Annotated in this window: 27 protein-coding genes and 1 riboswitch; of the genes, 11 read left to right on the forward strand and 16 right to left on the reverse strand. The window is 73.6% G+C overall.

Annotation, left to right across the window (positions count from 1 at the left end; all coding sequences use genetic code 11):
- Positions 1 to 111: 111 nt before the first annotated feature.
- Positions 112 to 1,173, reverse strand: a complete 1,062-nt coding sequence (locus tag N5I75_RS29645; RefSeq protein WP_476682439.1) for an XRE family transcriptional regulator — start codon at positions 1,171 to 1,173, stop codon at positions 112 to 114.
- Between the two features lie 226 nt (positions 1,174 to 1,399).
- Here N5I75_RS29645 and N5I75_RS29650 point away from each other — a divergent pair, with 226 nt between their 5' ends.
- Positions 1,400 to 1,573, forward strand: a complete 174-nt coding sequence (locus N5I75_RS29650; protein WP_476682441.1) for a hypothetical protein — start codon at positions 1,400 to 1,402, stop codon at positions 1,571 to 1,573.
- 36 nt (positions 1,574 to 1,609) lie between these two features.
- Here N5I75_RS29650 and N5I75_RS29655 read toward each other — a convergent pair whose 3' ends face one another.
- From N5I75_RS29655 to N5I75_RS29675, 5 genes are all read right to left on the reverse strand, one after another.
- Complete coding sequence (locus N5I75_RS29655; protein ID WP_476682443.1) at positions 1,610 to 2,425, reverse strand: glycosyltransferase family 2 protein; 816 nt, start codon at positions 2,423 to 2,425, stop codon at positions 1,610 to 1,612.
- Positions 2,410 to 3,432 carry a glycosyltransferase gene (locus N5I75_RS29660; RefSeq protein ID WP_476682445.1) on the reverse strand — a complete coding sequence of 341 codons (1,023 nt, stop codon included), beginning with the start codon at positions 3,430 to 3,432 and terminating at the stop codon, positions 2,410 to 2,412. Before N5I75_RS29660 ends, N5I75_RS29655 begins: the two co-directional genes overlap by 16 nt.
- Positions 3,429 to 4,496: a glycosyltransferase family 4 protein gene (locus tag N5I75_RS29665; RefSeq protein ID WP_476682447.1), complete on the reverse strand. Its 1,068-nt coding sequence runs from the start codon at positions 4,494 to 4,496 to the stop codon at positions 3,429 to 3,431. Before N5I75_RS29665 ends, N5I75_RS29660 begins: the two co-directional genes overlap by 4 nt.
- On the reverse strand, positions 4,493 to 5,614 hold the full coding sequence (locus tag N5I75_RS29670; protein ID WP_476682449.1) for a glycosyltransferase family 4 protein: 1,122 nt from the start codon (positions 5,612 to 5,614) through the stop codon (positions 4,493 to 4,495). The genes N5I75_RS29665 and N5I75_RS29670 overlap by 4 nt, the downstream gene beginning before the upstream one ends.
- A 125-nt stretch (positions 5,615 to 5,739) precedes the next feature.
- A complete protein-coding gene (locus N5I75_RS29675; protein WP_476682451.1) occupies positions 5,740 to 6,432 on the reverse strand; it encodes a TetR/AcrR family transcriptional regulator in 693 nt (230 codons plus the stop codon).
- Positions 6,433 to 6,556: 124 nt separating this feature from the next.
- Here N5I75_RS29675 and N5I75_RS29680 point away from each other — a divergent pair, with 124 nt between their 5' ends.
- The gene (locus N5I75_RS29680; RefSeq protein ID WP_476682453.1) at positions 6,557 to 7,120 is read left to right on the forward strand and encodes an NADPH-dependent FMN reductase; all 564 of its coding nucleotides are present in this window, start codon (positions 6,557 to 6,559) and stop codon (positions 7,118 to 7,120) included.
- Between the two features lie 65 nt (positions 7,121 to 7,185).
- Here the strand turns inward: N5I75_RS29680 and N5I75_RS29685 are convergent, their stop codons facing one another.
- From N5I75_RS29685 to N5I75_RS29705, 5 genes are all read right to left on the reverse strand, one after another.
- The gene (locus N5I75_RS29685; protein WP_476682455.1) at positions 7,186 to 8,262 is read right to left on the reverse strand and encodes an LLM class flavin-dependent oxidoreductase; all 1,077 of its coding nucleotides are present in this window, start codon (positions 8,260 to 8,262) and stop codon (positions 7,186 to 7,188) included.
- 28 nt (positions 8,263 to 8,290) lie between these two features.
- On the reverse strand, positions 8,291 to 9,631 hold the full coding sequence (locus N5I75_RS29690) for an NtaA/DmoA family FMN-dependent monooxygenase (RefSeq protein ID WP_476682457.1): 1,341 nt from the start codon (positions 9,629 to 9,631) through the stop codon (positions 8,291 to 8,293).
- Between the two features lie 20 nt (positions 9,632 to 9,651).
- Positions 9,652 to 10,881 carry an LLM class flavin-dependent oxidoreductase gene (locus tag N5I75_RS29695; protein ID WP_476682459.1) on the reverse strand — a complete coding sequence of 410 codons (1,230 nt, stop codon included), beginning with the start codon at positions 10,879 to 10,881 and terminating at the stop codon, positions 9,652 to 9,654.
- A 174-nt stretch (positions 10,882 to 11,055) separates the two neighbouring features.
- A complete protein-coding gene (locus N5I75_RS29700; RefSeq protein ID WP_476682461.1) occupies positions 11,056 to 11,715 on the reverse strand; it encodes a YceI family protein in 660 nt (219 codons plus the stop codon).
- 167 nt (positions 11,716 to 11,882) lie between these two features.
- A complete protein-coding gene (locus tag N5I75_RS29705; RefSeq protein ID WP_476682463.1) occupies positions 11,883 to 12,818 on the reverse strand; it encodes an SDR family oxidoreductase in 936 nt (311 codons plus the stop codon).
- A 123-nt stretch (positions 12,819 to 12,941) separates the two neighbouring features.
- Here N5I75_RS29705 and N5I75_RS29710 point away from each other — a divergent pair, with 123 nt between their 5' ends.
- Positions 12,942 to 13,508, forward strand: coding sequence for a TetR family transcriptional regulator (locus N5I75_RS29710; protein ID WP_476682465.1), 567 nt, complete (start codon positions 12,942 to 12,944; stop codon positions 13,506 to 13,508).
- Between the two features lie 69 nt (positions 13,509 to 13,577).
- On the opposite strand, the gene N5I75_RS29715 is transcribed toward N5I75_RS29710, so the two are convergent.
- Positions 13,578 to 15,383, reverse strand: coding sequence for a flavin-containing monooxygenase (locus N5I75_RS29715; RefSeq protein WP_476682467.1), 1,806 nt, complete (start codon positions 15,381 to 15,383; stop codon positions 13,578 to 13,580).
- A 244-nt stretch (positions 15,384 to 15,627) separates the two neighbouring features.
- Here N5I75_RS29715 and N5I75_RS29720 point away from each other — a divergent pair, with 244 nt between their 5' ends.
- Positions 15,628 to 16,668 carry an SDR family NAD(P)-dependent oxidoreductase gene (locus tag N5I75_RS29720; RefSeq protein WP_476682469.1) on the forward strand — a complete coding sequence of 347 codons (1,041 nt, stop codon included), beginning with the start codon at positions 15,628 to 15,630 and terminating at the stop codon, positions 16,666 to 16,668.
- Between the two features lie 37 nt (positions 16,669 to 16,705).
- Entirely contained in the window at positions 16,706 to 17,752 is a 1,047-nt protein-coding gene (locus N5I75_RS29725) for an SMP-30/gluconolactonase/LRE family protein (protein ID WP_476682471.1), read from the forward strand.
- A 5-nt stretch (positions 17,753 to 17,757) separates the two neighbouring features.
- Here the strand turns inward: N5I75_RS29725 and N5I75_RS29730 are convergent, their stop codons facing one another.
- Positions 17,758 to 18,384: a TetR/AcrR family transcriptional regulator gene (locus N5I75_RS29730; RefSeq protein ID WP_476682473.1), complete on the reverse strand. Its 627-nt coding sequence runs from the start codon at positions 18,382 to 18,384 to the stop codon at positions 17,758 to 17,760.
- A 59-nt stretch (positions 18,385 to 18,443) separates the two neighbouring features.
- Here N5I75_RS29730 and N5I75_RS29735 point away from each other — a divergent pair, with 59 nt between their 5' ends.
- Positions 18,444 to 18,743 (forward strand): hypothetical protein, encoded by a 300-nt coding sequence (locus tag N5I75_RS29735; protein WP_476682475.1) that lies wholly within the window; start codon positions 18,444 to 18,446, stop codon positions 18,741 to 18,743.
- Here N5I75_RS29735 and N5I75_RS29740 read toward each other — a convergent pair.
- Positions 18,727 to 19,308, reverse strand: a complete 582-nt coding sequence (locus N5I75_RS29740; RefSeq protein ID WP_476682477.1) for a DUF3592 domain-containing protein — start codon at positions 19,306 to 19,308, stop codon at positions 18,727 to 18,729. The two genes, N5I75_RS29735 and N5I75_RS29740, sit on opposite strands and share 17 nt — an antisense overlap.
- Positions 19,309 to 19,316: 8 nt before the next feature.
- Complete coding sequence (locus N5I75_RS29745) at positions 19,317 to 19,919, reverse strand: acyl-CoA-like ligand-binding transcription factor (protein WP_476682479.1); 603 nt, start codon at positions 19,917 to 19,919, stop codon at positions 19,317 to 19,319.
- 94 nt (positions 19,920 to 20,013) lie between these two features.
- On the opposite strand from N5I75_RS29745, the gene N5I75_RS29750 reads away from it, so the two are divergent.
- Positions 20,014 to 20,997 carry an oxidoreductase gene (locus N5I75_RS29750; protein ID WP_476682481.1) on the forward strand — a complete coding sequence of 328 codons (984 nt, stop codon included), beginning with the start codon at positions 20,014 to 20,016 and terminating at the stop codon, positions 20,995 to 20,997.
- A gap of 42 nt (positions 20,998 to 21,039) precedes the next feature.
- Here the strand turns inward: N5I75_RS29750 and N5I75_RS29755 are convergent, their stop codons facing one another.
- Positions 21,040 to 21,750 carry a class I SAM-dependent methyltransferase gene (locus tag N5I75_RS29755; protein WP_476682483.1) on the reverse strand — a complete coding sequence of 237 codons (711 nt, stop codon included), beginning with the start codon at positions 21,748 to 21,750 and terminating at the stop codon, positions 21,040 to 21,042.
- 326 nt (positions 21,751 to 22,076) lie between these two features.
- Between N5I75_RS29755 and rho the strand changes: the two genes are divergently transcribed.
- The 4 genes from rho (at position 22,077) to nicT (ending at position 25,725) form a co-directional block, all read left to right on the forward strand.
- Entirely contained in the window at positions 22,077 to 23,210 is a 1,134-nt protein-coding gene (gene rho, locus N5I75_RS29760; RefSeq protein ID WP_476682485.1) for a transcription termination factor Rho, read from the forward strand.
- Between the two features lie 44 nt (positions 23,211 to 23,254).
- Entirely contained in the window at positions 23,255 to 23,758 is a 504-nt protein-coding gene (locus N5I75_RS29765; RefSeq protein WP_476682487.1) for a GNAT family N-acetyltransferase, read from the forward strand.
- An 87-nt stretch (positions 23,759 to 23,845) separates the two neighbouring features.
- A complete protein-coding gene (locus tag N5I75_RS29770; RefSeq protein ID WP_476682489.1) occupies positions 23,846 to 24,349 on the forward strand; it encodes an inorganic diphosphatase in 504 nt (167 codons plus the stop codon).
- Between the two features lie 28 nt (positions 24,350 to 24,377).
- Positions 24,378 to 24,602: riboswitch (cobalamin riboswitch) on the forward strand.
- 31 nt (positions 24,603 to 24,633) lie between these two features.
- The gene (nicT, locus tag N5I75_RS29775; RefSeq protein ID WP_476682491.1) at positions 24,634 to 25,725 is read left to right on the forward strand and encodes a Nickel transporter NicT; all 1,092 of its coding nucleotides are present in this window, start codon (positions 24,634 to 24,636) and stop codon (positions 25,723 to 25,725) included.
- Positions 25,726 to 26,286: the final 561 nt, after the last annotated feature.

Raw genomic sequence — 26,286 nt, forward strand, 5'->3', positions numbered from 1 at the left:
GACAGCCCTGACCCTTGCCGGACAGGGTCCCACCTGGCAGTTTCTTGTCCGGCGCCGGCCGCGAGGGGAAGCTCGGGGGACCCTCGCGGCCGCGCCGCGCAAGGGGAGGGCTCAGCCGGCGGCCGGGGTGGCCGTGCCCGCGGTGGTTCGGCGGATCACGAAACGCTGGCCCGTCGAACCGTCGCAGGGCCGCACCACCGCCTCCACACCGTCGACGGGCCGCTCGTCCCGCGCTCCGGCCGTCACGCACTGCGCGTCGGTGACTTTGAGTACGTAGGTGGAGGTGGTGTCCCGTACGCGTTCCACCCGCAGGGGGGTGCCCTGGCGGCACTCGCTGAACGGTTCGAGGAACCCCTTGGGCGGGCCTTCCTTCCGGACCACGAGGCAGCCGGGGCCGTGCTCGGGGTGGTACCAGTGGATGCGGTGGCGGCCGTCGTCCGTCGCGCGCAGTTCGGTGACGGGCGGGGAGGCCGTCGCACACGCCCGGAACACGGCGACGAGGCTGTCGTAGCGGCCCTCGCGGTCCTTGCCGTCGCTGATGCAGAGGTCGGGTCCCTCCACCGGCCGTACGGTCACCGCTCCGGCGGGCACGTCGGCCCCGCCCTGCGCGCCGCCGCCGTCGTCGAGGGCCTGCAACGCCACGATCAGCAGCGCGGCGCACACCACGACGCCGCCGACGAGGAGCAGGACGCGGCGGCGCGCCCGCACCAGCCGTTTCCCGCCACGCCGCAGCTGTCCGCCGGCGCCGGCGCCGCGCGGGCCGTCGGTTCCGGGGCCCGGTCCGGCGGCGTCGGCCGCCCCACCGGCTTCGGCGGCGTCGATGCCGTCCGGGGTGTGCGCGGGGTCCGCGTCGCCCTCGAGGTCACCGCCCGCCGCCAGCCGCTCGCGGGCCGCCTCCCACTCCGCGACCTCCTCCTCGCCGACCCCGCAGGCCCGGACGAAGGCGGTGAGCAGATCCGCCTTCGGGAGCGCTTCGCGGGAGAGGGCGCCCGCGAGGGTGGAGCGGGCCAGGACGTCGCCGTTCTTCGCGGCGCGCAGCTCCAATTGGCGGTAGGTGAGGCCGGAGGCGTCCTTGCGGTGGCGCATCAGCGCCACGAACTCCCGCACCGTCCGTACCCCGCCCGGCCCGCCCACCACCTCGTGCGTTCCGCCGCCCCGCGTCAGGTCGTCCACCGCCGCTCGTCCCCCGCCCGCCCAGTCGCCCCGTCGAACCGGATCAAGTGTCACCACTGCCCGCACCCGCCACAAGGGCCGATCGCGTCAGTCCCGGCCCTCCGCCCCCGCCCGGCGCGCTCGCCGCTGCCGACCGTGCCGAAAGGGTGTTTCCTGAGGTCAGCGGGGAACCCGGCACGCCGCGGGCCCCGCTGTCCCGCGATATCCCCCACCGAGGAGCAGAGCCATGAGCGACACCACTCCGTCCCAGGCCGAGGGCGACTCCGACGACGACTCCCGGGCCGGCGACGGCCCGTCCACGCAGCGGGAGGAGCACCCGGAGGTGCCGCGCTCCACGCCGTCCCAGGCCGAGGGCGAGGCGGACGACGGCCTCGAAGGGGCCGACGGGCCCGAGGGCTGACCTCCGCCGACGGGCCGCCCGGCGCCCGGGTGCGGGTCAGGTCCTGCGCCAGGCGTCGGCGGCCCTGTCGTGCACCGCGAGCCCTTCCGCCTCGAACGCGCGGAGCCAGCCCTCCATCGGCCAGCTGCCCCAACGGCGTTTGTAGAGCGCCCCGTTGCGGAGGATGTCGTCGATGTGCTGGACGGGCGGATGGTGCGTCGGGTGGTACTGGTGGTAGGCGGGCGCGCCGCCGACCCACCACAGGTCGACGCCCCGGTGGGCCGCGGTGGCGGCGAAGTCGGTGTCCTCGCCGCCGTACCCGGTGTAGTCCTCGCAGAAGCCGCCGATCCGCCGCCACGTGCGGGCGGTGAGCGCGAAGGAGAGCGACCAGAACAGACGCGGGTCGCCCCCGCGCTCCACGTGCCCGGCGGGCGGAGCGGGCCTGGCGGGGTGCGGTGGGGCGAGGCCCTCCAGATCGTCGAGGCGGTAGCCCGTGCCCGGTGGGGGCGGCAGGTAGGCGACCGTGCCGCACAGCAGCGCCCCGTCCTCGGCGGCGCGGGCATAGCCGTCCAGGAGCGTGGGGCCCGGTACGCAGTCCACGTCGAGGAAGACGAGGAGGTCGGCGCCGCCCGCGAGGGCCCGCGCGGCACCTTCGTTGCGGGCCGCGGCGAGGGGCAGCCGTCCGTCGGCCAGGGGCACGGTGACGACCTGTGCGGCCGGACGCCGGTCGGCGAGCGCGTCCGCGATCCCGGGGTCGGCCATGGAGACGACCACGTACTGGTCGGGGGTGCGCACGCCGCGCGCGAGCCCGTCCTGTTGCAGCCGCAGGTGCGCGTGGCGCCCGGCCGCGAGGGTGATCACCGCGCTACGCATACGGGCTGCCTCGGTGAGCGGGAGGCCAGGTCGGTGAGGAGGCGTGCGGCGCGTGCCGCTCCGTCGCCGTGGGACCAGCGGGACCAGCGGTTCGGGCGGGCCGCGGTCTCCTCGAGCAGGGCCGGCCATTCCCGCGCGGACGGCCAGCTGTCCCGTACGGTCGCCAGGTCCGCCGCCCGCAACGCCCGTGCTGTGGCGTGCTGTTCGCCGTGCGGGCGGTCCTGCGGGAGGACCAGGGCCCGGGCACCGGCGGCGGCGCACTCGGCGATCGCGTTCTGCCCGGCATGGGTGACGACGACGCGGGCGCGGCACAGCGCGGGCCAGGGGTCCTCGGTCCAGGCGGCCCCCTCGCCGCCCAGGACGGTCCAGGTCCAGTCGGGGGTGGCGCGCCGGGCCTCGGCGAGCGCGGACTGGGTGAACGCGGTGCCGCCCGCGCCGAACAGCACGAGCACCTCGTTGCCGGGTGGTCGCGTGCCGGCGGGCCGCGGGCGTCCGTCGAAGCGCGAGATGCTCCCCGTGTGCAGGGTCTTCTCGTACCAGGCGGCGGGCCAGCCCGGCTCGGGCAGGGACCGCGGCCAGGGGGCGAGGAGCGCGTCCGCGAGGTCGAGGCCGAGGCGGTGCGCGGCGTCGGCGCGGTCGCCGCGCATGGCCGTCACCACGACGGGGACGCCCATGAGACGGGCCAGGGCGGTGACTTCCACGGAGACGTCCGTGACGAAGAGGGCGGGCTCCTCCTGCCTGATCCACTCGGCGATGACGCCCATCCGCTCGCGGTGTCCCGGGTGGTGGAGCGGTGCCCAGTGCAGCCGTCCCCGGGCGGTGGGGTCGAGCGGGTCGTCCGTGGTGTCGGGCGGCAGCGCCACCCAGGGGCTCGTCCAGGTGGCGGGCCTGGGCAGCGAGGACAGGAGCGTGACCGGGCCCGGCACGTGCGGGGCCACGCACTGGGCGCGGTGCAGGTGGCCGCGCCCCTGGTGGTGCACGTAGTAGCCGATGGGGCCGGTCGTCACCCGGACACCTCCTCGTAGAGGGCGGTATAGGCGTCGGCCGTGCGGTCCAGTGCGCAGAACTCCTCGGCGCGGGCGCGGGCGGCCTTCCGGTCGAGCCGCATGACACGCGGGATGAGCGCGGCGAGGGCGTCCACGTCGCCCGGGGGCGCGAGGAGTCCGCACTCCGGGGTGAGGATCTCCGCGAGGGCGCCCCGGTCGAAGCCGCAGACCGGGGTGGCGCAGGCCAGCGCCTCGGCGACGACGAGCCCGTACGGCTCGTCCCAGCTCGGCGTGACCAGCGCCGCCGCGGAGGACCGCAGCAGTTCGGCGAGGCCCCGCCGGTCGATGTGGCCGACGTACTCGGCGCCGTCGCCGAGCAGCGGCGCCACCTCCTCGGCGAAGTAGCGCCGGTCCGAGACGGGCCCGGCGAGCCGCAGGGGCACCCCGGCCGCGCGCGCCGCCCGGATCGCCAGGTGGGGGCCCTTCTCGGGGACGAGGCGGCCCGACCAGAGCAGGCCGTCGCCGCCGGGCCCCGGCTGCCAGAAGCCGGTGTCGACGCCGTTGCGCACGACGCGCGCGGCCGGGACCAGCGGCTGCCAGGCGGAGGCCGTGAACTCGCTGACGGCGGTGAACGCGACCGGGCAGGCGTCCGGGGTCTGGATCGCGGACTCCAGCCAGGGCGTGGGAGGGGTGTGCAGCGTCGTGATCACCGGGACGCGCAGCGTCGACGCCATCGCGACGGGGAGGTGGTGCAGGCTGTTGTTGTGGACGACGTCGAACCGCCGGTCCCCGTCGCGTGCCAGCTCCAGCATCAGCATCAGGTACGCGTGGTGCTCCTCCATCCAGGCGAGGCTCGGCATGCTGGCGTCCGACCGGGCCGCCGCGCTCAACTCGATCCTGTGCACCGGGAGTTCACGGGCGCCGAGCGCCGGGTCGGAGCCGGGCGCCGCGAACAGCTCCACGTGGTGGCCGCGCCGGATCAGCGCGTGCGCGAGGTTCCAGGTGTGCGCTTCGAGACCGCCCGCGAAGGGTTCGCTGATGGGGTGGCGCGCTGACGCGATGAGCGCCACCCTCTTGGCGGTCATCGGCCCGCGTCCGCTTGGACGGCCCGCTGGAGCACGTCCGCGTAGAGGGCGCGGTGCGCGGCGGCGATCTCGTCGCGTTCGCGGGCCCGCTCCCGTGCGGTCGCCTTCGGCGCGGGACGCTCCTGGTATGCCGAGAGCACCGCTTTGCGCAGTGATTCCTCGTCGAGCCCGCCCTCCTGTGTGTGTCCGTAGGTGTGGCAGGGGCGCTGCTGGGCGTAGAAACCGCAGTCCGGGGCGGCGACAGCGGTGCCCAGGTCGTGGCAGGCCTCCAGCCAGCCGGAGTGGGTGCCGAACGCGTAGGGCAGCACGGACAGGTCGAGGGATTCCAGGTATCCCCACAGCTGGCCGTCGTCGAAGTAGTCGTGCACGGCGAGCTCAAGGCGGTCCTGTGCGGCGAGATCGTTCACCTCGGCCATGAGGCGCGGCTCGTGGCCGGGCGAGCCGGGTTCGGCGACGTCGCGGTGGACGTTCACCTGGAGGCGGGCGCCGGGCAGTTCGGCGACCGTGGCCGCGAGGGTGCGCACGACGGGGAGGACGGCCATGTTGAGCCGCAGGCTCTTGGCGTGCACGCCCACCCGGAAGCCCTCGTGCACCGGCCTGGCCACGTCGAGGCGTTCGAGCCCGACGACGTGCGGGTGGGGCAGGACCGTGGCCGTCCGGCCCCAGCGCTCCTGAATGACCTGGGCCGCCCCGGCGGTGAGGGTGATCAGGCGGTCGGCGGCCGGGACGAGGACATCGAGCGCGGCGTCGTGGAGCGCGGGGTCCGGCTGATGCGGGTTGCGCAGGTCATGGACCGTGTACACCAGGGGTTTGCGGTGCCGGCGCAGGGTCTCGACGAGCGCGGCCAGCTGGTCGGGGCTCTGGGCGTCGAAGCCGAAGTGCAGATGGAACAGGTCGAACTCCCGGTGGTGGGCGGCGACCCAGTCCGGGTCGAGCATCACCGGCGGCCACCACCGCTGGGAGGTGCTGGGCGCGCCGTTCGGGCGGGGGTCCGCCAGCCGTGCGACACCGTCCGGCCGAGGGGCGGAGCAGTGCCGTACGTACACATGTCCTGCGGGTACCGAGGCGACACGTATCTCGCCGTTGGACCGGGTGGGCGATGACATGTGTGCGCTCAAGACAGCTCCTAGGTCCGGGGATCTGTGTGGACCAGTGTGCGGAGGTGTGCGCCATCGCGCACCTTGAGTCACATGTCGTCACACGCGTAGCCATGCTCCCGCGTGGGAGGAGATGCCCGACGGGCTCAGCGGGAGCCGGGTCCGCCCGCCGCCCCGGTGACGCGGGCGACCAGGTCGGTCCAGCCCGCTTCCAGGCGTTCGAGCGGCATGTCGCACCGCTTCGTCAGGTAGTGGATCAGGGCCGGGTCGAGGTAGCCCATCAGCGCCTGCGCCTGGAGCGCGCAGTCGGCCTCGGGGACGAGTTCGCGCAGCAGGATCGTGACGTGGGTGGCGAGGACCCGGTGCGAGGGGTGGGCGATGCGGCGCGCGGGTTCCGGCTGCGCAGCCAGGTGCAGTTCGAGCTGGGCGACGGACCAGCGGAGGACGGCCGTGCCGAACGCGCGCAGCCGCTCGTCGGCGGGGGCGCCGGGGCCGAGCGGTGGCGGCCCGCTCATCAGGTCGGCCTGGAGCTGTTTCGTGGTGTGGTCGAGCAGTGCGGTCAGCAGGCCGGTGCGGTCGCCGAAGCGGCGGAAGACCGTGCCCTTCCCCACCTGCGCGGCGGCGGCGACGGCCTCCATGGTGACGCCCGCCGGACCGTGCTCCGCGACGAGGCGGGCCGCCGCTTCGAGGAGCCGGGCGCGGTTGCGGGCGGCGTCGGCGCGCAGGCACGGCTCGTCGTCCGCGGCGAGGCCGATCTCCAGCAAAGCGGGCTCGCCCACGGGGTCGGGCGACGCCGGGAGGTGGGGCGGGCTTGGGGACATGAACACAGCGTAAAGCATTCCCGGCCGAACTGGACCGCGGTCCGCTTAGGGTGCTAGAACTGTAAACGGACCTCGGTCCGGATTGTTCTCCGGATCGTCTCCGGACCGTAGAGAGTCTTTTTCGCAGCCCCTTGGAGTCCTCATGTCTGTTCGTATCCTTGCGCTCGTCGGCAGCCTGCGCGCCGGTTCGCACAACCGCCAGCTCGCCGAGGCGGCCGTCAAGCTCGCGCCCGAGGGCGCCGAGGTCGAGCTGTTCGAGGGTCTGGCCGAGATCCCCTATTACAACGAGGACATCGACGTCGAGGGCAACGTGCCCGCCGTCGCCGCCAAGCTCCGTGAGGCCGCGCAGAACGCCGACGCGTTCCTGGTCTTCACCCCCGAGTACAACGGCACCATCCCGGCCGTCCTGAAGAACGCCATCGACTGGCTGTCCCGCCCCTACGGCGCCGGTGCCTTCGGCGGCAAGCCCGTCGTCGTCGGCGGCACCGCCTTCGGCCAGTACGGCGGCGTGTGGGCGCAGGACGAGGTCCGCAAGTCCGTGGGCATCGCGGGCGGCCGGGTGATCGAGGACCTCAAGATCTCCATCCCGTCCTCCCTGACCCGCTTCGCCGAGACGCACCCGGTCGACGACGCCGAGGTCGCCGAGCAGCTCACCGAGCTCCTCGCCCGCCTGCACGGCCACGCCGGCGAGACCGTCGCCGCCTGATCCGCGCACCGGCACACCGAGCGGCCCGAGCCTTCCGGCTCGGGCCGTTCCGCGTACGCGTGACATCAAGGCCCGGCCGGCTCCCGCAGCCTGGGCAGCAGTTGTCCGCCCACCCGGGCCGTCTCCTCCCGGTACGGGGTGTCGGACAGGACGAAGTGCGTGACGCCCAGGTCGCGGTAGCGGCGCAGCGCCCCGGCCACGTCGTCCGCCGAGCCGACCAGCCACGTGGTCCCCGCTCCCCCGCCGCCGGCCTTGCCCGGCGCGGTGTAGAGGCAGGTGTCGAGCACCTCGCCGCGCTCGGTGAGGTCCAGGAGGCGCCGCTGGCCGACGGCGGCCCGCTGCTGCGCCGCCCACGTCGGCTCGGTCTCCGCCCGCGCCATCCGCGCGACCTTCTCCTCGGCCGCGCGCCACGCCTCCTCGGTCGTGTCACGCACGAGCGTGGTGATCCGCAGCCCGAACTCCAGCGGCCGGTGGCGCCGCTCCACCTCGGCGCTCAGCTTCCGTAACCGCTCGACGCGTTCGGCGATCCCGTCCAGCGGTTCGCCCCAGAAGAGCTGCACGTCCGCCTCGGCCGCCGCCACCCGTTCGGCGGCCTGGGACGCGCCGCCGAAGTAGAGCACGGGGTGCGCCCGGCCCTCGGTGGCGAAGGGGCGCGGCTGCACCGTGGACTCCGTCACCCGGAAGTGCTCGCTGTGGAAGGTGACCCGCTCCTCGGTCCACAGCCGCCGCACCAGGTGCAGGAACTCCCGGGTGCGGGCGTAGCGCAGGGCCGGCTCCACCGTGGTGTCGCCGTACGCGGCCGGGCTGTCCAGGCCGCTGACGATGTTGACCAGGACCCGGCCGCGGCTGAGCTGGTCGAGGGTGGCGGCAGCGCTCGCGAACTGCGCGGGCTGCCAGTATCCGGGCCGGACCGCGACGAGCGGTTTGAACGTCGTGGTGCGGGCGACGAGGGCGGTGGCGACGGTGAACGCGTCGGGGCGGCCCCATCCGGTGCCGAGCAGGGCGCCGCCCCAGCCGTGCTTCTCCGCCGCGAGGGCGAGTTCGGTCGAGTGCTCGACCGAGCCCCAACCTGCCGTCGTGTCGTCCCCGCGGTGCCCCGGCTCGACGGTGTTGGGGATGTACCAGAGGAACTCCTGGCTCATGGCTGTCCTCCTGGGCTGGGTGGGTGGCCTACTGGTCGAGGCCCAGGTGGTGGCGGAGGGTCGGGCCCTCGTACTCGGTACGGAAGACCCCGCGCTCCTGGAGGAGCGGGACGACCTGGTCGGCGAAGGCGTCGAGGCCGCCAGGGGTGAGGTGCGGGACGAGGATGAAGCCGTCGCTGGCGTCGGCCTGCACGAGGTCGTTGATGGCGGTGGCGACGGTGGCCGGGGTGCCGACGAAGCTCTGCCGGTTGCCGGTGTTGATGACCAGGTCGCGGATGGACCAGTGGTGGGCGGCGGCCAGTTCGCGCCACTCGCGGGCGGTGGCGAGCGGGTCGCGGTACATCCGCACCTGCGCGCGGCCCTCGGCGATGTGGTGCTCGCTGACGTCCGGGTCGACATCGGGTAGCGGCCCCTCGGGGTCGTACCCGCTAAGGTCCCGGTTCCAGACGAACTCCAGGTGCTTGAGCGCCGTGGCGCCGCTGACCTGGCGGCGGCGCACGTCGCGGGCCTTCTCCTCCGCGTCGGCGTCGGTGTCGCCGAGGACGAAGGTCGCGGCGGGCAGGATCTTCAGCTGCTCGGGGCGGCGCCCGTACGCGGCGAGGCGGCGCTTGACGTCCGCGTAGAACGCCTGGCCCTCCGTGAGCGTGGCGTACCGGCTGAAGATGGCGTCGGCGCTGGACGCCGCGAACTCGCGGCCCTCCTCGGAGTCACCGGCCTGGAAGATCACGGGGCGGCCCTGCGGCGAGCGCGGGACGTTGAACTGGCCCTGGATGTCGAAGTGCTGCCCGGTGTGGACGAAGGAACCGGCTTTGGCGTCGTTCAGGAAGGTGCCGGTGGCCTGGTCGGCGAGGATCTCATCCCCGTGCCAGGAGTCGAAGAGTTCGTTCGCGGTGGTCAGGAACTCCTTGGCCCGCGAGTACCGCTCCTCCTTCGGCAGGAAGCCGCCGCGGCGGAAGTTCTCCCCGGTGAAGGCGTCCCAGGAGGTGACGACGTTCCAGGCGGCGCGCCCGCCCGAGAGGTGGTCGAGGCTGGCGAACTGCCGGGCCACCTCGTAGGGCTCGTTGAACGTGGAGTTGATGGTGCCGGTCAGGCCGAGCCGGTCGGTGACGGCGGCGAGCGCGGCGAGGACGGTGAAGGTGTCGGGGCGGCCGACGACGTCCAGGTCGTATATCCGCCCGCCCTGCTCCCGGAGCCGCAGCCCCTCGGCGAGGAAGAGGAAGTCGAACTTGGCGCGCTCGGCGGTCCGCGCGAAGTGGGCGAACGAGCTGAACTCGATGTGGCTGCCGGCCTCCGGGTCGCTCCACACGGTGGTGTTGTTGACGCCGGGGAAGTGGGCGGCCAGGTGGATCTGCTTCAGCGGCTTGCTCATGTCGTTCTTCTCCGTCCGGCTCAGACCGTGGCAGGTGCGGTCGTGGTGGCCGCGTAGCGGTTCGCGGGCCGGGCGAGCCCGAGCAGACCGCGCAGGGTGTCGGCCTCGTACGCGCGCCGGAAGGCGCCCCGGCGCTGGAGTTCGGGGACGAGGCCGCGGGTGATCGCGGGCAGGTCGTGCGCGAGGACGGCGGGCCGCAGCCGGAACCCGGCGAGGCCGGCGGCCTGCAACTCCTGGAGCAGATCGGCCAGTTGCGAGGGTGTCCCGGCGAAGATCCGGGCGTCCCCGGTGTACGGCTCGCCCGCGGCGGCGTCGAGGCGGGCGCGGCGCGCCCGCGCGGCGTCCGGGTCGTCGTCGAGGAAGACGACGAGGTCGCCGAAGACGTGCAGCGGCTCCCCGGCGCGCCCCGCCGTCTCCTGCTCGGCGCGGATCTCGGCGACGATCGCGCGGGCCTCGTCGGCGTCGTGCGGGGTGACGTAGCCGACGTCGCCCTGGCGGGCCAGGAGCCGGTAGGGGACGGTCCGGTGGGCGAGGGCGCTGACGACCGGCTGGCCCTGCGGCGGGCGCGGGGTGATCGAGGGGCCCTTCACGCTGAAGTGGCGGCCCTCGAAGTCGATGTAGTGCAGCTTGTCCCGGTCGACGAAGCGGCCGGTGGCCTCGTCGCGGATCTCGGCGTCGTCCTCCCAGCTGTCCCAGAGGCGGCGGACGGCCTCCACGTAGTCGGCGGCCTCGTCGAAGAGGTCCGTCACCAACTCCTCTGCCTCGTCGAGGCGTTCCGCGTCGAGGTGCGGGATCGCGCGGCGGCCGAAGTGGGCGGCCTCATGGGCCCGCGCGGAGACCTGGACGCGCAGCCCGGCCCGGCCGTTGCTCACGTAGTCGAGGGTGGCGACGGCCTTGGAGAGGTGGAACGGCTCCGTGTGCGTGACGATCGCGGACGGCACCAGGCCGATGTGCCGGGTCAGCGGGGCGATCCGGGCCGCGGTCAGGACCGCGTCGAGGCGGCCGCGCACCTGGTCGGTGCGGCCGTCGGGCTCGAAGGGGTGCGAGGACTGGAGGCCGAGCCCGTCCTCGAAGGTGACGAAGTCGAGCAGCCCGCGCTCGGCCTCGGCGACCAGGTCCGCCCAGTACGCGGCGGTGAACAGCTCGCGCGGCCGGGCCGCCGGTTCGCGCCAGGAGGCCGGGTGCCAGCCGGTGCCGTCGAGGGCGACGGCGAGGTGCAGCGCAGGGGCAGGAGTGGATGCTGAGGACACAGCTGTGCCTCCCGGAAAGGGTCGCGGCAGGTTCGTAGCTGTATGTCTAACAGGGAGACGGCCGAAAGATCGTTGCAGATGCATGAAATCTGCCCCGGCGGGCCCGGCCCGCTCATGACGGCGCCCTCCGCCGGCGGGGAACCGGGGAGGGCGCACGATGACCGAGCCGGCCGTCTACTCCAGGGGCGTGGCACGGATCGCGGAGATGTCGAACTGGAGCCGCACCTTCTCGCTCACCATCGTGCCGCCCGCTTCGAGGCGCTGGTTGTAGACCAGGCCCCAGTCGGTGCGGTCGATGGTGGTGGTGCCGTCGAACCCGGACCGCTCGAAGCCGAACGGGTCCAGGACCGAGCCCAGGTAGTCGAGTTGCAGCTCGACGGGCCGGGTGACGCCCTTGATGGTGAGGTCACCGGTCATCCGGAACGTCTCGCCGCCCACGTGGGCCGTGGACGTGGAGCGGAACACCATCTCCGGGTGGCGCCCCGCGTCGAAGAAGTCCTTGCCGATCAGGTGGGCGTCCCGCTGCTCGACGCCCGTGTCGACGCTGGCGACGCGGATGACGATCTCGGCCCGCGACTTCTCGGGCCGCGCGCCGTCGAAGTAGAGGGTGCTGTCGTAGTCGGCGAAGGCACCGCGCACGGTCGTCACCATCGCGTGCCGCACGGAGAACCCGACCCGGCTGTGCGGGCGGTCGATCGTCCACTCTCCGGTCAGCGCGCGCAGCGTCGGGTCGAGGGCGACACCGGACGCGGCGGACGCCGGGAAGGGCGTGCCGGGGCCGACGTCGTCCGTCGGCTCGAGGGTCGCGGTCGGGCGACGGCTGAAGATACCCATGAGGTCGTCGTCTCCTTCGAGTCTGATCGCTCCGTGCTATCACGCGGCCCGCGCCCGTCCCCGGCGAGATGGGAGGCCTCGTCCGGGTTCCATGGAGCTGCCCGCAAAGATGCACAGGATCAGCACGAATGAGGATGCACGGACAGCTGACCCGGCGTCACGCAGGGTCAGCGACCGGAAGGCGACGTGAAGTAGTGCCCCGCATCGAGGTCTTCAAGCAGTCCGGGCCGCGTCGGTTCCCAGCCGAGGAGCGTGCGGGTGCGCTCGGCGGAGGCCGGGCTGTCCAGGTTCAGGAAGTTCGCCAGCCAGGTGAAGTGCGCGGGCGCCTCCTCGGGTGTGATCGAGGCGACCGGCACGCCGAGGTGGCGCCCGATCACCTCGGCGACGGAGCGGATCGGCACGCCCTCGTCGCCGACGGCGTGCAGCACGGAGCCCGCGGGCGCGTCCTCCAGGGCGAGCCGGAAGAGCCGGGCCGCGTCCGCGCGGTGCACGGCGGGCCAGCGCGCGGCGCCGTCACCGATGTAGCCGGAAACCTTCTTCTCGCGGGCGGTGGCGATCACGGCGGGCACGAAGCCCTGGTCGCCGTCGCCGTGCACGGTCGGGGGCAGCCGGACGACGGACGAGCGCACGCCCCGGTCGGCGAGGGCGACGACCGCCCGCGCGTTGGCCATCCGCTGGGCGGGACCGCCCGCGTGGCCCTCCTGTGCGGGCGGCGCGGAACCGTCCTCCTCGGTGGCGACCCGGCCGGGCGTGAGGCCGAGGAGGCCTGAGGCGATGACGAACGGGCGGCCAGTGCCCGCCAGTGCGGCGCCGAAGGTGTCGATGGCACGCCGGTCGGCGTCGGCGGCCTGCTCGAAGCCACCGCTGAAGGCGATGTCGTGCTTGAAGGCGAGGTGCAGGACGCCGTCGGAGCCGGACGCCGCGTCGCGCAGCGTTCCGAGGTCGTCGAGGGAGCCGCGGACCACCTCGGCGCCCGCGTTGGTGAGGGCGGCGGCCGAGGCGTCCGAGCGGGCGAGTCCGAGCACCTCGTGGCCCGCGCCGACGAGTTCGGGTACGACGGCGGAGCCGATCCAGCCGGACGCGCCGGTGACGAAGACACGCATGAGGAGACCTCCATGAGGCAGTGAGGCAGTGAAGTAATGACACGAGCAGCGATGTCAGTAACTGTCATCGCTCTCTCGACGGTAGCACTGATGTCAGTCACCGTCATCACATAAGATCGGGGCATGAGCCGATGGGAACCGAACGCGCGCGGCCGCCTGGAGCGTGCGGCGCTCGACCTGTACCGCGAGCGCGGGTTCGAGCAGACCACCGCCGCGCAGATCGCCGAGCGCGCCGGCCTCACCGAGCGGACGTTCTTCCGGCACTACGCGGACAAGCGCGAAGTCCTCTTCGGGGGCGCGTCGCACATGGAGACGTTCTTCGTGGAGACCCTGACCGGGGCGCCGGAGACCGCCGGGCCCCTGGACGCGGTCGCCGCGACGCTGGACGCGGCCGGTGCGCTTTTCGAGGACCGCCACGCGTTCGCCCGGCAGCGCCACGAAGTCATCATGGCCAGCCCCGAGCTGCGCGAGCGCGAGCTGAACAAGCTGGCGTCGCTGTCCCGGGCGGTGGCCGGCACGCTGGAGCGGCGGGGCGCATCCGCCGACGCCGCGCACCTGGCGGCGGAAGTGGGCGTCGCCGTGTTCAAGGTGGGCTTCGAGCGCTGGATCGGCTCGGACGGCACCCGGCCGCTGGAGGAGTTCCTGGGGGAATCGCTGCGTGAACTGAGGGAGATGGCCGCGGGCCGCTGAACGCGGCCCGGGCCACCTCTCCGCGCGGGCCGCCGACCGGCCCGGAGTCATCCGTCCCGCGAGGACTGCCTACTTGGCCTGAAGCACCTCGTCCATGTGGTCCGCGCGCCAGCCGCGCAGCAGTTCGTGGAAGGCGACGGCCCCGTGCGGATAGGCGAGCGGCCCGTTCGGACGGCCGCGGCCCTCCCGGTTGTAGTAGCCCGGTGTGCACTCGGCGTGGAACCACGCGTGGTCCGGGGCGCCCTGCGCGCAGACGCCGGTCCAGGCGTCCTCGGCCTCGGGGGTCGGCTCCAGGACGGCGTCCTTGTCGTGCGCGGCGGCGATCAGCGCGGCGGCGTGCACGGCCTGTTCGTCGAGGATGTGCGTGAAGTTGACGCTGCTGGCGTTCTGCAGCGAGCCCATCTGGATCAGGTTCGGGAAGCCGTTGCTGAGGAAGCCGTGCAGGGAGCGCGGGCCGCGCCGGACCCGCTCGTCCAGGAGCTGGATCCCGCCGCGCCCGGTCACGGGCAGCTTGCCCGAGGTGACGCCGGAGACGCCCACGGAGAACCCGGTGGCGAAGATCAGGCAGTCGACCTCGTACTCGGTGCCGCCGACGACGACGCCGCGCTCGGTCATCCGCTCGATGCCGTGGGTGTCGGCGGTGTCCACGAGCGTCACGTCGTCCCGGTTGAAGACCGGCAGGTAGAGGTCGGAGAACGTGGGCCGTTTGCAGGCGTACCGGTACCAGGGCTGGAGGGCCGCCGCCGTGGCCGGGTCGGTGACCTCGGCGCTCACCCGGTCCCTGATCCGGTTCATGGTGGCGTGGTCGGCTGTCTCGTACGCGGTCTCGAAGTCCGGTTCGCCGTCGCGGCGGAAGCTCGGGAGGAGCTTCTCCAGGAGCGCGGCGGAGGCGGTCCAGCCGTCGGCGACCAGGTCCGTCGCGGCGTCCTCGCCGGAGACGATCCGCAGGAAGTTCTCGCGCCGCTCGGCCGCCCAGCCCGGCCGGTCGGCGCCGACCTGCTCGGGTGACGTGCGCTGCTGGCACCGTACGTCGACGGCGGAGGGCGTGCGCTGGAAGACGTACAGGTGGGCGGCGTCCTCGGCGAGCTTCGGGATGACCTGGACGCCGGTGGCGCCGGTGCCGACGACGCCGACCCGCTTGCCCGCGAGGCCCGTCATACCGCCCTCGGGGCCGCCGCCCGTGTACCCGTAGTCCCAGCGCGAGGTGTGGAAGGTGTGGCCCCTGTAGTCCTCGATGCCGGGGATGCCGGGGAGTTTGGGCTCGGTCAGGGTGCCGGTGGCGGTGACGACAAAGGCGGCCCGGAATGCGTCGCCGCGGTCGGTGGAGACCAGCCATTGGCGGGCGGCGTCGTCCCAGGTCAGTGCGGTGACGGAGGTCGAGAACAGGGCGTCCTCGTAGAGCCCCGACTGCTCGGCGATGCGGACCGCGTGGCGCCGGATCTCCTCGCCCGGGGTGTACTTCCACTCGGGCACGTAGCCGGTCTCGTCGAGCATCGGCAGGTAGACGTGCGACTCGATGTCGCAGTGGACGCCCGGGTAGCGGTTCCAGTACCACGTGCCGCCGAAGTCGCCGCCCTGCTCGACGACGCGTATCCGCAAGCCCGTTCCGGTCCGCGCACGCAGGCGCGCACCCGCCAGGATCCCGCCGAAGCCGCCGCCGACGACCGCGACGTCGACGATGTCGTGGACCGGCGCCCGCTCCCCGGTCCCCTCGATGTAGGGGTCCGCGGCGAAGTAGCCGAACTCGGCGGTGGTGGACCGGTACTGGCCGGGGCCTTCGGGCCGGACGCGGCGCTCCCGCTCCGCGCGGTAGCGCTCGCGCAGCGCGGCCGCCTCCTGCGGGGTGGGCGGGTTGTCGCAGTGCGGCAGGGTCATCGGGCCGGTTCCTCTCGTGTGGGGACGAGTACGGGGCGGGCGCGGCGCGGCGCGGACAGGGGTGGGCGGTGCCCGGTCTGGGCGTGCCGCGCGGCCTTCGGTACCGTAACCCAGCAACCGGACACCGTTGTCCGGTAGTGGCGGGATCACGCCCCCCGAGCACACCCGGGCGCCTTCGAGCGCCCCCGAGCGTGCCCGGGTGGGCCCGCCACGCAAGCGTTCAGCCGGACACGAAAGGCCCGCGATGTCGGATCTCACCCCCGCCTCCCCGCTGCGCGACTGGCTGGCGGACCCCGCCGCAGGACGGGTCCTGCGCGGCATGCTCGCCGCCCAGGGCCAGAGCGAGGAGGCCCTCTCCCCCGCCCTCGGCCTGTCCTTGGAGCAGCTCGTGCAGATGTCGGGCGGGACGTTCCCGCCCGAGCTGGTGGACGCCCTGGTCACCGCCGCCGGGACCGGGCTCGTCCCCGAGGACCTGCCCGCCGCCCCCGTGGCGCAGCCCGACACGGGCGTCGAACTCGGCACCCCCGAGCCGTGGACCGAGCAGGTCACGCCGGGCCGCTTCGACGGCCAGTCGGTCGTCGTCACCGGCGCCGCCTCCGGCATCGGCCGGGCCGTCGCCGCCCGGATCGTGCGCGAGGGCGGCCGGGTGGTCGCCGTCGACCTGTCCGACGGTGTCAAGGCGCTCGCCGCCGACCTCGGCGAGGCGGTCGTCCCCGTCACCGTCGACATCACCGGGCCCGGCGCGGCCGAGTCCGTCCTGGACGCGGCGGGCGGGCGCGTGGACGGCCTGGCCAACGTCGCGGGCGTCATGGACGACGACGCCGCCGTGCACGAGGTCGACGACACGATCTGGGAGCGCGTCATGCGCGTCAACGTCGACGGTCCGATGCGGCTGATGCGCGCCGTCGTGCCCGGGATGCTCGCCGCGGGCGGCGGCCGCGTCGTCAACGTCGTCTCCGAGGCGGCCCTGCGCGGTTCGGCGGCGGGCGCCGCCTACACGGCGTCCAAGCACGCCCTCGTCGGCCTGACGAAGTCCTCGGCCTACCAGTACGCGGGCACGGGCGTACTGGTCAACGCGGTCGCCCCGGGCGCCGTCGCCACCGGCATCAAGGTGCCGGCGCCCGCCCCGTACGGCTCGTCCCGCACGGCGAAGATGCGCGTCGCGATCCCGAGCCTGGCGACGGCCGAGGAGCTGGCGGCCTCGATCACGTTCCTGCTCAGCAAGGACGCGGTGAACATCAATGGCGCGATAGTGCCCTCCGACGGCGGCTGGTCGGCGGCGTGATCCCCTCCACCGGAGCAGATGAAGGAGCTCACCCCGCATGAGGACACCGCGCATGAGGACACCGCGCACACTGCTGACCCTGACGGCCACCGCCGCCCTCCTCGCGCTGACCGGCTGCGGCACGGAGCAGGCCACGGGGCCCGGAGCCGGGACTCCGGCAACGCCCGGCGAGGGCAAGCGCATCGGCGCCACCCGGGTCGCGCACGTGACCGACGTGCACGAGGCCACCGGCATGACGCTCCTGGAGGGCCCGGTCCTGGACGAGCGCGGGCGCCGGCTCACGCTCGTGGACGTCACCGCGCCACCCGGCGAGCCCAAGGTCCTCTCCGTCGACGTGGCGACCGGCAACCACAAAAGCCTCTACACCGACGCGACGGGCGCGTACACCTCCGCGCAGGTCAGCCCGTACGACGGCCGGCTCTACCTGAGCGACTTCGCCACGGGCGCCGTCGTCAGCGTCGAGCGGGACGGCTCGGACCCGCGCACCTTCTTCTCCGGTGAGGTCGACGGGTCCCGGATGACCCCGGACGACATCGCCTTCGACGACGCGGGCCACCTGTACATCAGCGACGCGCAGGGCACGGAGCCGGACGAGTCCGACGGCCGGATCGTGCGCGTCGACCGCGACGGGAAGAGGACGATCGTCCTGGCCGACGGGCTCGCCCAGCCGAACGGGATCATGTTCGACCCCGAGCGGCGCGGTCTGTGGATCAGCGAACTGGAGAAGGACACCGTCTCCTACCTCCTCCTGGACGCCGGAAAGACCGCGGTCACCTCGCGCCACGAAGCGATCCATGTCGACGGCGGCCTGGCCCAGACCGACTCGATCGCCGTGGACGCCGACGGCAATCTCTACCAGGGGCTGCACGGCCGCGCGGCCGTCGCCGTCCACAGCAAGTACGGCGCGCGCCTGGCCACCGTCGAGATCCCGGCGGGAGACGCCGAGGGCCTGAAGTCGGCCACGAACGTCGCGATCACTCCGGGCGGCAAGAAGGCGTACATGACCGTGAGCGGTCCCGACGGCGGATACGTTTACGGGTTCACCGCCCTCGGCAAGGGCATCCGCCAGTCGAACGGCGGCTGAGGCCCCTACGCGTCGCCTTCCTGTGCGTCGCCCGCCTGCGTGTCACCCACCTGCGTGTCACCCACCTGCGTGTCGGCCACCGCCTCCGGCTGTCGCAGCGGGCCCACCTCGACGCCGAGCAGCCGCCACGCCCGCAGGGCGACGCGCTCCCGCTCGGCGGGGGTGGGTCCCGCGACGGCCCCGGAGACCATCGCGACCGCCAGCATCAGGTCGTCGGCGGAGAGGCCGGGCCCGGCCGGGCCGAACCCGGCGAGGACGCTGTGGACGCGCCCGGCGAGGGCCCGCGCCTCCGCCCCGTCGCCGCGCACGCGCAAAAGGTCGACGAAGGCCGTGGACCGGGTCAGATGCCAAGTGACCACGCCCAGCACGCTGTTGAGACTCGCGTCCGGCGCGGTGGCGGCCTGTTCGATCTGCCGCACGTTCTCGTCGAGGACGGCGGTGGCGAGGGCCACGCGGTCCGCGAAGTGCCGGTAGAGGCTGCCCTGGCCGACCCCCGCCCTGCGGGCGACGGCGGACAGCGGCGCGTTCAGCCCCTGCTCGGCGAAGACCTCCCGCGCGGCGGTGATGAGGGCGGCCCGGTTGCGTGCGGCGACCCGGCGCCCCTGATTGGCCGGGCGTTCTTGCTTCGTCACCAGGTCAGCGTAGTTCAGGGCGGTGCGGCGGTACGGCGGTACGGGCAGCGTACGGCGGTATGGGGCAGCGGCTCCCCTACGGGACGCTCGGGCCGCCCGGGTACGTGCCGTGCTCGTCGTACGGCCAGGCGTGGGCGCGGCAGCCCTTCGGCCCGTCGATCCGCTGCGTCATCGCGGGCGCGGGCCGGCGCACTGGGCCTCGCCCGCACGGTCGGGCGGGCCCATCAGGCCGATGCGGCGCGACACAGCGCTTCCGGTCCGGCGCCGGCGCGGTCCCGGAGGTGCGGGGCCAGGTCGAGGTCCGCGTCACCGGCGGGCAGCCGGGCGAGGCCGCCTGGCGGGTCACCGTGGCGGCCTAGGGGTGCCCTTCGTGAGCGGCACGACCGCGTCGGCCGCGCCGGACGCGCCGGACGACACGGGGGCCGCGGGCGCGCCCGCGCCCGGCCTCCGGCGTCGCCCGCGTCGCCGCACGATCGCCACAGTCGTCCCGACCCCCGCGATCAGCGCTCCGATGCCGCCGAAGATCAGCGGCAGCAGCCACAGCGACTGGAACCCGTTGATCTTCGCGTCCTCCGGGGAACCGGCCCGGTACAGCACCTCGACGCGCTCCCCCACGTCGTAGGCGGGCGGCTTCGAGCCCGTCGAGTCGGTGAACGTCGTGCGCTCACCGTCCGCAGGGACGAACTCGACCACCGGGTGCGCCACCGGCCCGCCGGAGGACGACCGGTGGCGCCGGGATCCGCTGCTGTGGTCCGCGCGCCAGTCGAGGCCGACGACTGTGCCCGGCGCGCGCTTCGCGTTCGCCACGTACGAGGCCGACACCCCCGCCAGGATCGCCCCGATGACCAGGAACAGCGCCCCGAACGCGATCACCGCGAAGGTGATCCACCACGCGGCACCGCGCCCTCCCGGACGTGTCCGCACGACGCCCCTCACCGGTCCAGCGCGCCCGCGACGACCGCGAACGCCTCGTCGAGGAGGGCGACCGGGTCCTGCGCCGCGTCGCTCGCGCTCCAGCGCTGCAGGACGACGTGGAACGCGTTGAGCGCGGTGCCCGTGGCGAGGCGCGGGTAGAGGTCGGTCTCCGGGTCGAGGCCGACGCGGGCCGCCAGCTCACCGGCGAGATCGTCGCGCCACTGCGCCTGGCGCTCCAGGAACCGGGCGTGCAGCGCCGGGGTACGCAGGATCAACTGGACGACGCGCAGCGCCCGTTCGGAGTCGGCGGCGCACGTGGTGACCGGTACGCGCACGGCGTGCAGCAGGGCCTCGGCGGGCGTCTCACCGGCCGGGCGCCCGGCGAGGGCGGCGCGCATGTCCGCGCCCATGTCGGCCAGGAACTGGACGACGACGTCCTCCTTGGACGCGAAGTACCGGAAGAAGGTCCGCTTGGAGACTCCGGCGGCCGCCACGATCTCGTCGACGGTGACCGTGTCGAAGCCCTTGAGCGCGAGCAGCTGCAGGGCCGCCTCGGTCAGTTCGTCCGCCACGAGCTGTCTCTTGCGCTGGGCCAGGCTCAGCTGGGGTCGCGTGCTCACCCGCCCACCCTACATCCGCGTTCTACACCCCATGCCCTCATTGGCACTCAGTATCTTCTTGACACCAAGTGCCACCAAGGTCAGGCTGTGCCACATGGACGCACACAGCGAAAGCGGAAGCGGAAGCGGGCGGGGCGGAGCGCGCGGGGAGCGGTGGGGCGCGGACCGCGTCCCCGACCAGAGCGGGCGGGTCGCGGTCGTCACGGGGGCGGCCGGTGGTCTCGGCCTGGCCGCCACCAGAGCCCTGGCGCGGCGGGGAGCGCAGGTGGTCCTCGCCGTGCGCGACCCGGACAGGGGGCGCGCCGCCGCCGCCACGGTCACCGCGCGGCAGCCGGACGCGCGGCTCGACGTGCGCCGCCTCGACCTCGCCGACCTCGACTCCGTACGGGCCTTCGCCGACGGGCTGCGCGCCGACCACCCCCGGATCGACCTCCTGCTCAACAACGCCGGGGTGATGGCGCCGCCCCGCACGCTCAGCGCCCAGGGCCACGAGATCCAGTTCGCGACGAACCACCTCGGGCACTTCGCGCTCACCGGGCTGCTGCTCGACGCGCTGCACCAAGCGCCGGAACCGCGTGTGGTGACGGTGAGCTCGCTCGAACACCGCAAGGGCCGCGTCGACTTCGACGACCTGACGGGTGAGCGCGGCTACGACCCGATGGGGTTCTACCGGCGGTCGAAGCTGGCCAACGCCCTGTTCGGCCTCGAACTGCACCGCCGCCTGGCCGCCGACGGCTCCCCGCTGCGCAGCGTGCTCGCGCACCCCGGGTACAGCGCGACCGGCCTCCAGACCAACGGCACGGTCCGGCTGCCGCGCCTGGTCTTCGGGTACCTGGCCAGGCCTTTGGCCCAGTCGGCCGAGCGTGGCGCGCTGCCGCTCCTGTACGCCGCCACCCAACCGGGCGTCCGGGGCGGCGAGTTCATCGGGCCCGACGGCCGGGGCGAGCTGCGCGGCACGCCGACCCGGGTCCGCCCGGCCCCGTCGGCGCTCGACACCGAGGCGGCGCGACGGCTGTGGGAGGTCTCGGAGGAGCTGACGAAGGTGCGCTTCACCCGGGGGCGCGCGGGCAGGCGTTAGAGCCGCCTCGTCGCCACGACCAGGCGACAGCGCGGCCGGGCGTCAGCGCTTGGTGGCCACGACCAGGCGGCAGCGCGGACTGCCGTCGGGCCGCTCCCCCAGCTCCGGCAGGCCCCGCAGCGCGATGTCGAACCCGGCCGCCGCCAACTCCCGGCGTACTTCGCCGAGTCGGAACGGCCGGTAGTACATGACGAACGGCGGGCGCCACACGGCGTTGCGCAGGCGCATCGCGCCGTCGAAGCCGAGCATCATCCAGTACGCGGGCGACCCCGGCCGCGCCGGAGCGGGCAGCGGGAACGCGAACTGCCCGCCGGGGCGCAGCACTTGACGCACCTGGGCGAAGAGGGCCGGGTACTGCCCGGGCAGGAAGTGGCCGAACGCGCCGAAGCTCACGACGAGGTCGAAGACGGCCCGGAACGGCAGCGCGAGGGCGTCCCCGCGCACGTACGAGGCGGCCGGCTCCTCCCCGCGCGCGACGTCCAGCATGCCCGCGCTGAAGTCGACGCCCACGGTCCGCCCGGCGCACACCTCGCGCAGCACGCCGAGCCCCGCCCCGGTCCCGCAGCACAGGTCGAGCCCGTCCCCGTACGGGCCGAAGTCGCTCAGCGCCCGCGCGACCGGGGTGAGGACGCTGTCCGGCGTGCGGAACGGGGTCTGGTCGAACTTCGGGGCGAGCAGGTCGTAGCCGCGCTCGACCGACGACAGCGCCTGAACGGCCAGCTCGCGGAGGGTGGGGCCGTGGGGTGTGAACATGGCCGCCCAGCATAGATCGGCGGGGCCGCGAAGTCCGCTGTTGCCGTCCGCCCGGATGTGAGTGCTACAGTGCGAGTGGCACGTGTGTACGCCCCTTCCGAGGCGCCGGTGCCGCATCCCTTCTCGCTTCGCAGCGATCCGCTTCTCAGCCATCCGCTTCGCAGCGATCTGTCTTTCCCAGCGCCTCAGCGCGCGCATCTCTTCCGGCCACGGGCTGTCCTGCCCGTCCCGCGGGGCGTGATGTTCCGCCCCGCCGCTCGCCGGTCCCCCCTTCCCTTCTGCACTCCGCGTACCACCAGCGTCCGCGAAAGGACCGTGAACCGATCATGACCACCACCACTCTGGAAGCACCGGACATTTCCGTACGGACGGCCACCGGCGTCCTCGACATCGGCCCGAACGGGGCGGGGCACCTGCGCGCCGCCACCTTGCTGCCGGCCTCCCACGACGTCCAGGTCCCCGCCGCGCTCGTCCGCCGACTCGGGCTGCGCAAGGGCGACTTGGTGGCCGGGCTGTGCGCCAGGCCGCACACGCTCACCCACGTCGAGACCGTCGACGGCGCACCCGTCGACGCCGTCCGAAGCCGCCCCCGCTTCGGCGACCTCACCCCGCTGCACCCGTCCGAGCGGCTGCGCATGGAGAGCCCGGCGAGCGGCCTCGGGGGCCGCGTCGTCGACCTCTTCGCGCCGGTCGGCAAGGGCCAGCGCGGACTGCTCGTCGCGCCGCCGAAGACCGGCAAGACCGTCCTGCTGCAACAGCTCGCCGCCGCCGTCGCCGCCAACCACCCCGAGGCGCATCTCATGGTGGTGCTCGTCGACGAACGCCCCGAGGAGGTCACCGACATGCGGCGCTCCGTGCGCGGCGACGTGTACGCCTCCACCTTCGACCAGCCCGCCAAGGCGCACATCGCGCTCGCCGAACTCGCCGTCGAGCGCGCGAAGCGCCTGGTCGAGCGGGGCCGCGACGTCGTCGTCCTGCTCGACTCCCTCACCCGGCTGTGCCGCGCCCACAACAACGCGGCCTCCTCGGGCGGCCGGACCCTGTCCGGCGGTGTCGACGCCGCCGCGCTGCTCGGCCCGAAGCGGCTGTTCGGGGCCGCCCGCAACACCGAGGAGGCCGGCTCTCTGACGATCCTCGCCACCGCCCTCGTCGACACCGGCTCCCGCGCCGACGACTACTTCTTCGAGGAGCTCAAGAGCACCGGCAACATGGAGCTGCGCCTGGACCGCTCGCTCGCCGACCGCCGCGTCCACCCGGCCGTCGATCTCGCCCCTTCCGGCACGCGCCGCGAAGAACTCCTGCTTTCCGCGACGGAGTTGACGGCCGAGCGCGGACTGCGCCGGGCGCTGCGGGACCGGGACGGCCACTCCTCCTACGAGGCGCTGCTCGACAGGCTGCGCCACACCCCCGACAACGCCGCGTTCCTGCGCCAGGTCCAAGCGACCGTGCCCACGGGCTGACCGCCGATTGCCGGGTCCGCGATCAGATACGTAATACTCGACGCATGACATCGAGCATTACGCGGCGTGGCGGTGACCCCGCCGTCACGGTGCGCCGGGCCACCGCGCGCGACGCCAGACGGCTGACCCGGCTCGTCCGCGGCTCCCGCGCCTACGAGGGCCCGTACGCGCCGATGGTCGCGGACTACCGGGTGGGCCCCGACTACATCGAGGCACACCGGGTCTTCGTCGCGGCCTCGCTCGCCGACGACCGCGTGCTCGGCTTCTACTCCCTGCTCCTCGCCCCGCCGGAGCTGGACCTGATGTTCGTCGCGAACGACGCGCAGGGAATGGGCATCGGGCGCCTGCTCGTCGCGCACATGCGGGACGAGGCGCACACCGCGGGCCTGGACCACGTACGCGTCGTCGCGCACCCGCCGGCGGAGGGCTTCTACCGCAGCGTCGGGGCGCACCGCACGGGCACGGCCGTCGCACGGCCCCCGGCCGTCGCATGGGACCGGCCGGAACTCGTCTTCCCCATCGGCCCCTCCGGCCGGGGGCTGTCCTAGGGCCTGTCGAAGGGCTTCCGCCCCCGGCCCGCGCGGCGCACACTCGGTGGCAATTCGAGCGGGCGGCAATGGGGCAAGGAGGCCACATTGGGCGGCAGCGAGACGCGCGGCGACGCGTTCGACGTGATCGTGGAGATCCCGCAGGGCTCCCGGAACAAGTACGAGATGGACCACGAACTCGGGCGGATCCGGCTCGACCGGATGCTGTTCACCTCGACCCAGTACCCCGCGGACTACGGCTACGTACAAGGCACCCTCGGCGGCGACGGCGACCCGCTGGACGCGCTGGTGCTGACCGGCGACGCGACGTTCCCCGGCTGCGTCATCGAGTGCCGGGCCATCGGCATGTTCGTGATGAGCGACGAGAAGGGCCCGGACGAGAAGATCCTGTGCGTGCCCGCGCACGACCCGCGCCACGCGGAGACCCAGGACATCGACGACCTCCCCGAGTTCGACCGCCTGGAGATCACCCACTTCTTCGAGGTCTACAAGGACCTGGAGCCCGGCAAGTCCGTCGAGGGCTCGCACTGGGAGGGCCGGGAGAAGGCGTACGAGGAGATCGGGCGGGCGCGCGAGCGCCGCGAGGGGTAGCCGCCCGGAGCAGCGCGCGGCCCGTCCTCTAAGGTGGGCGGGCCGTGGTGCTCGGGAAGACCGGTGACGGCCCTTCGGGGCCAAGTCCGGAGCGGCCCTCGCCACTGTGATCGGGTTCCGTGCCGTCCCGCTTCCGGGTCGGTGCGGAGCACGCCGTTCCACCGCGCCACTGGCCGCCTCCGGGCGGCTGGGAAGGCAGGAGCGGCGCGCCATGCCCGTAAGCCAGGAGACCGGCCACGGCATCTCACGAAGTGATCCACGAGGTGCTGGAGCGTGATCAAGGCATGACCCTGCCCGGAACCCCCGCGACTTTCCGCTGGCGCCGTGAGGACACCGTCCGTACGGCGGGTCTCCTCGCGGTGATCGCGGCGCTGCACGTCGTCGCGTTCGGCGTGCTGTTCCTTCTCGTCGTCCCCGAGCACTACGAGGTCGGCGACAAGGCGTTCGGCATCGGACTCGGCATCACCGCGTACACGCTCGGGATGCGGCACGCGTTCGACGCCGACCACATCGCGGCGATCGACAACACCACCCGCAAGCTGATGGCGGACGGCAAGCGGCCCGTGTCGGTCGGGTTCTGGTTCGCGCTCGGGCACTCCAGCGTGGTCGTCGCGATGGCGGCGCTCGTGGCGGGCGGCGCGGCGCTCGCCGGTGTGCTCCTGAACGACGAGTCCACCACGCACCAGGTCCTGGGCGTGGTGGGCACGACGGTGTCGGGCACGTTCCTGTACCTGATCGCGGCGCTCAATCTGGTGGCGCTCCTCGGCATCCTGAAGGTGTTCCGGGCGATGCGCGAAGGCTCGTACGACGAGCGGGAGCTGGAGGAACACCTGGACTCGCGGGGCTTCATGAACCGCATCCTCGGCCGCTTCACCAGGTCGATCACCCGCCCCGGCCAGATGTACCCGCTCGGCTTCCTCTTCGGCCTCGGCTTCGACACGGCGACCGAGGTGACCCTGATGGTGATGGCGGGCAGCGGGGCCGCGGCCGGGCTGCCCTGGTACGCGATCCTCTGCCTGCCCCTGCTCTTCGCGGCGGGCATGAGTCTGTTCGACACGCTGGACGGGACGTTCATGAACTTCGCGTACCAGTGGGCGTTCTCCAACCCGGTGCGCAAGGTGTTCTACAACCTCACGATCACCGGTCTGTCGATCGCGGTCGCGTTCTTCATCGGCACGATCGAGCTGGTCGGTGTCCTGCGCGAGAAACTCGCCCTCACGGACGCGGTGACCGGCTGGATCGCCGGGCTCGACCTCGACAACGTGGGGTACGTCATCGTCGGCCTGTTCGTCGCGGTGTGGGCGGCGGCGCTCGCCTACTGGCGTCTGGCCAAGGTCGAGCAGCGCTGGTCGGCACGGGTCGCCGAGGGCGGTTGAGGCGGGGCCGGAGTCGGGCTCCGGGGCGCGTGTGTCCGGCGGGGCGCGCGAATGCGGGCCGTTCGGCCCAGTGAGGAGGGTCACATGGCCCGATTGCCCCGGCCCGCGCCTTGGGGATACTGCTCAGCAGAGCCTCCCGTGCCCTCGCTCTCCCGCCGCGGCGCACGGTCGAGGCCCGGGCCCGCCGGTCGCAGTGGGGGGAGCTGCAATCGGCGGGCCCGGCACCTTTTCGCTCTTCGCTGGGCTCGGGGTGAGTTCTCCCGGGGCGGCCCGGCCAGGGCGGGCCTCACCCGGTCGGAGGTGCCCGGGGCGATAAGGTATCGGGTCGAACCGCCCGCGCCCGAGCACTCAGGAGCACCTACGTGACCGTAGCCATCGACTCGTCCGAGGCCCCCGTCCCGTCCGGCGAGAACAACGGGGAGGCGCCCGGCGCGGACGTACCGGCAGCCCGGCACGCGGGCACGGACGAGAAGACGGCCGGCCCGCTGGACACACCGGCCACATGGACTCCGCCCGGCGACGAGGCCGACGCCCCCGGGACAACGGTCCGGACCGACTCCG

The organism is Streptomyces sp. R818 (assembly GCF_056172735.1).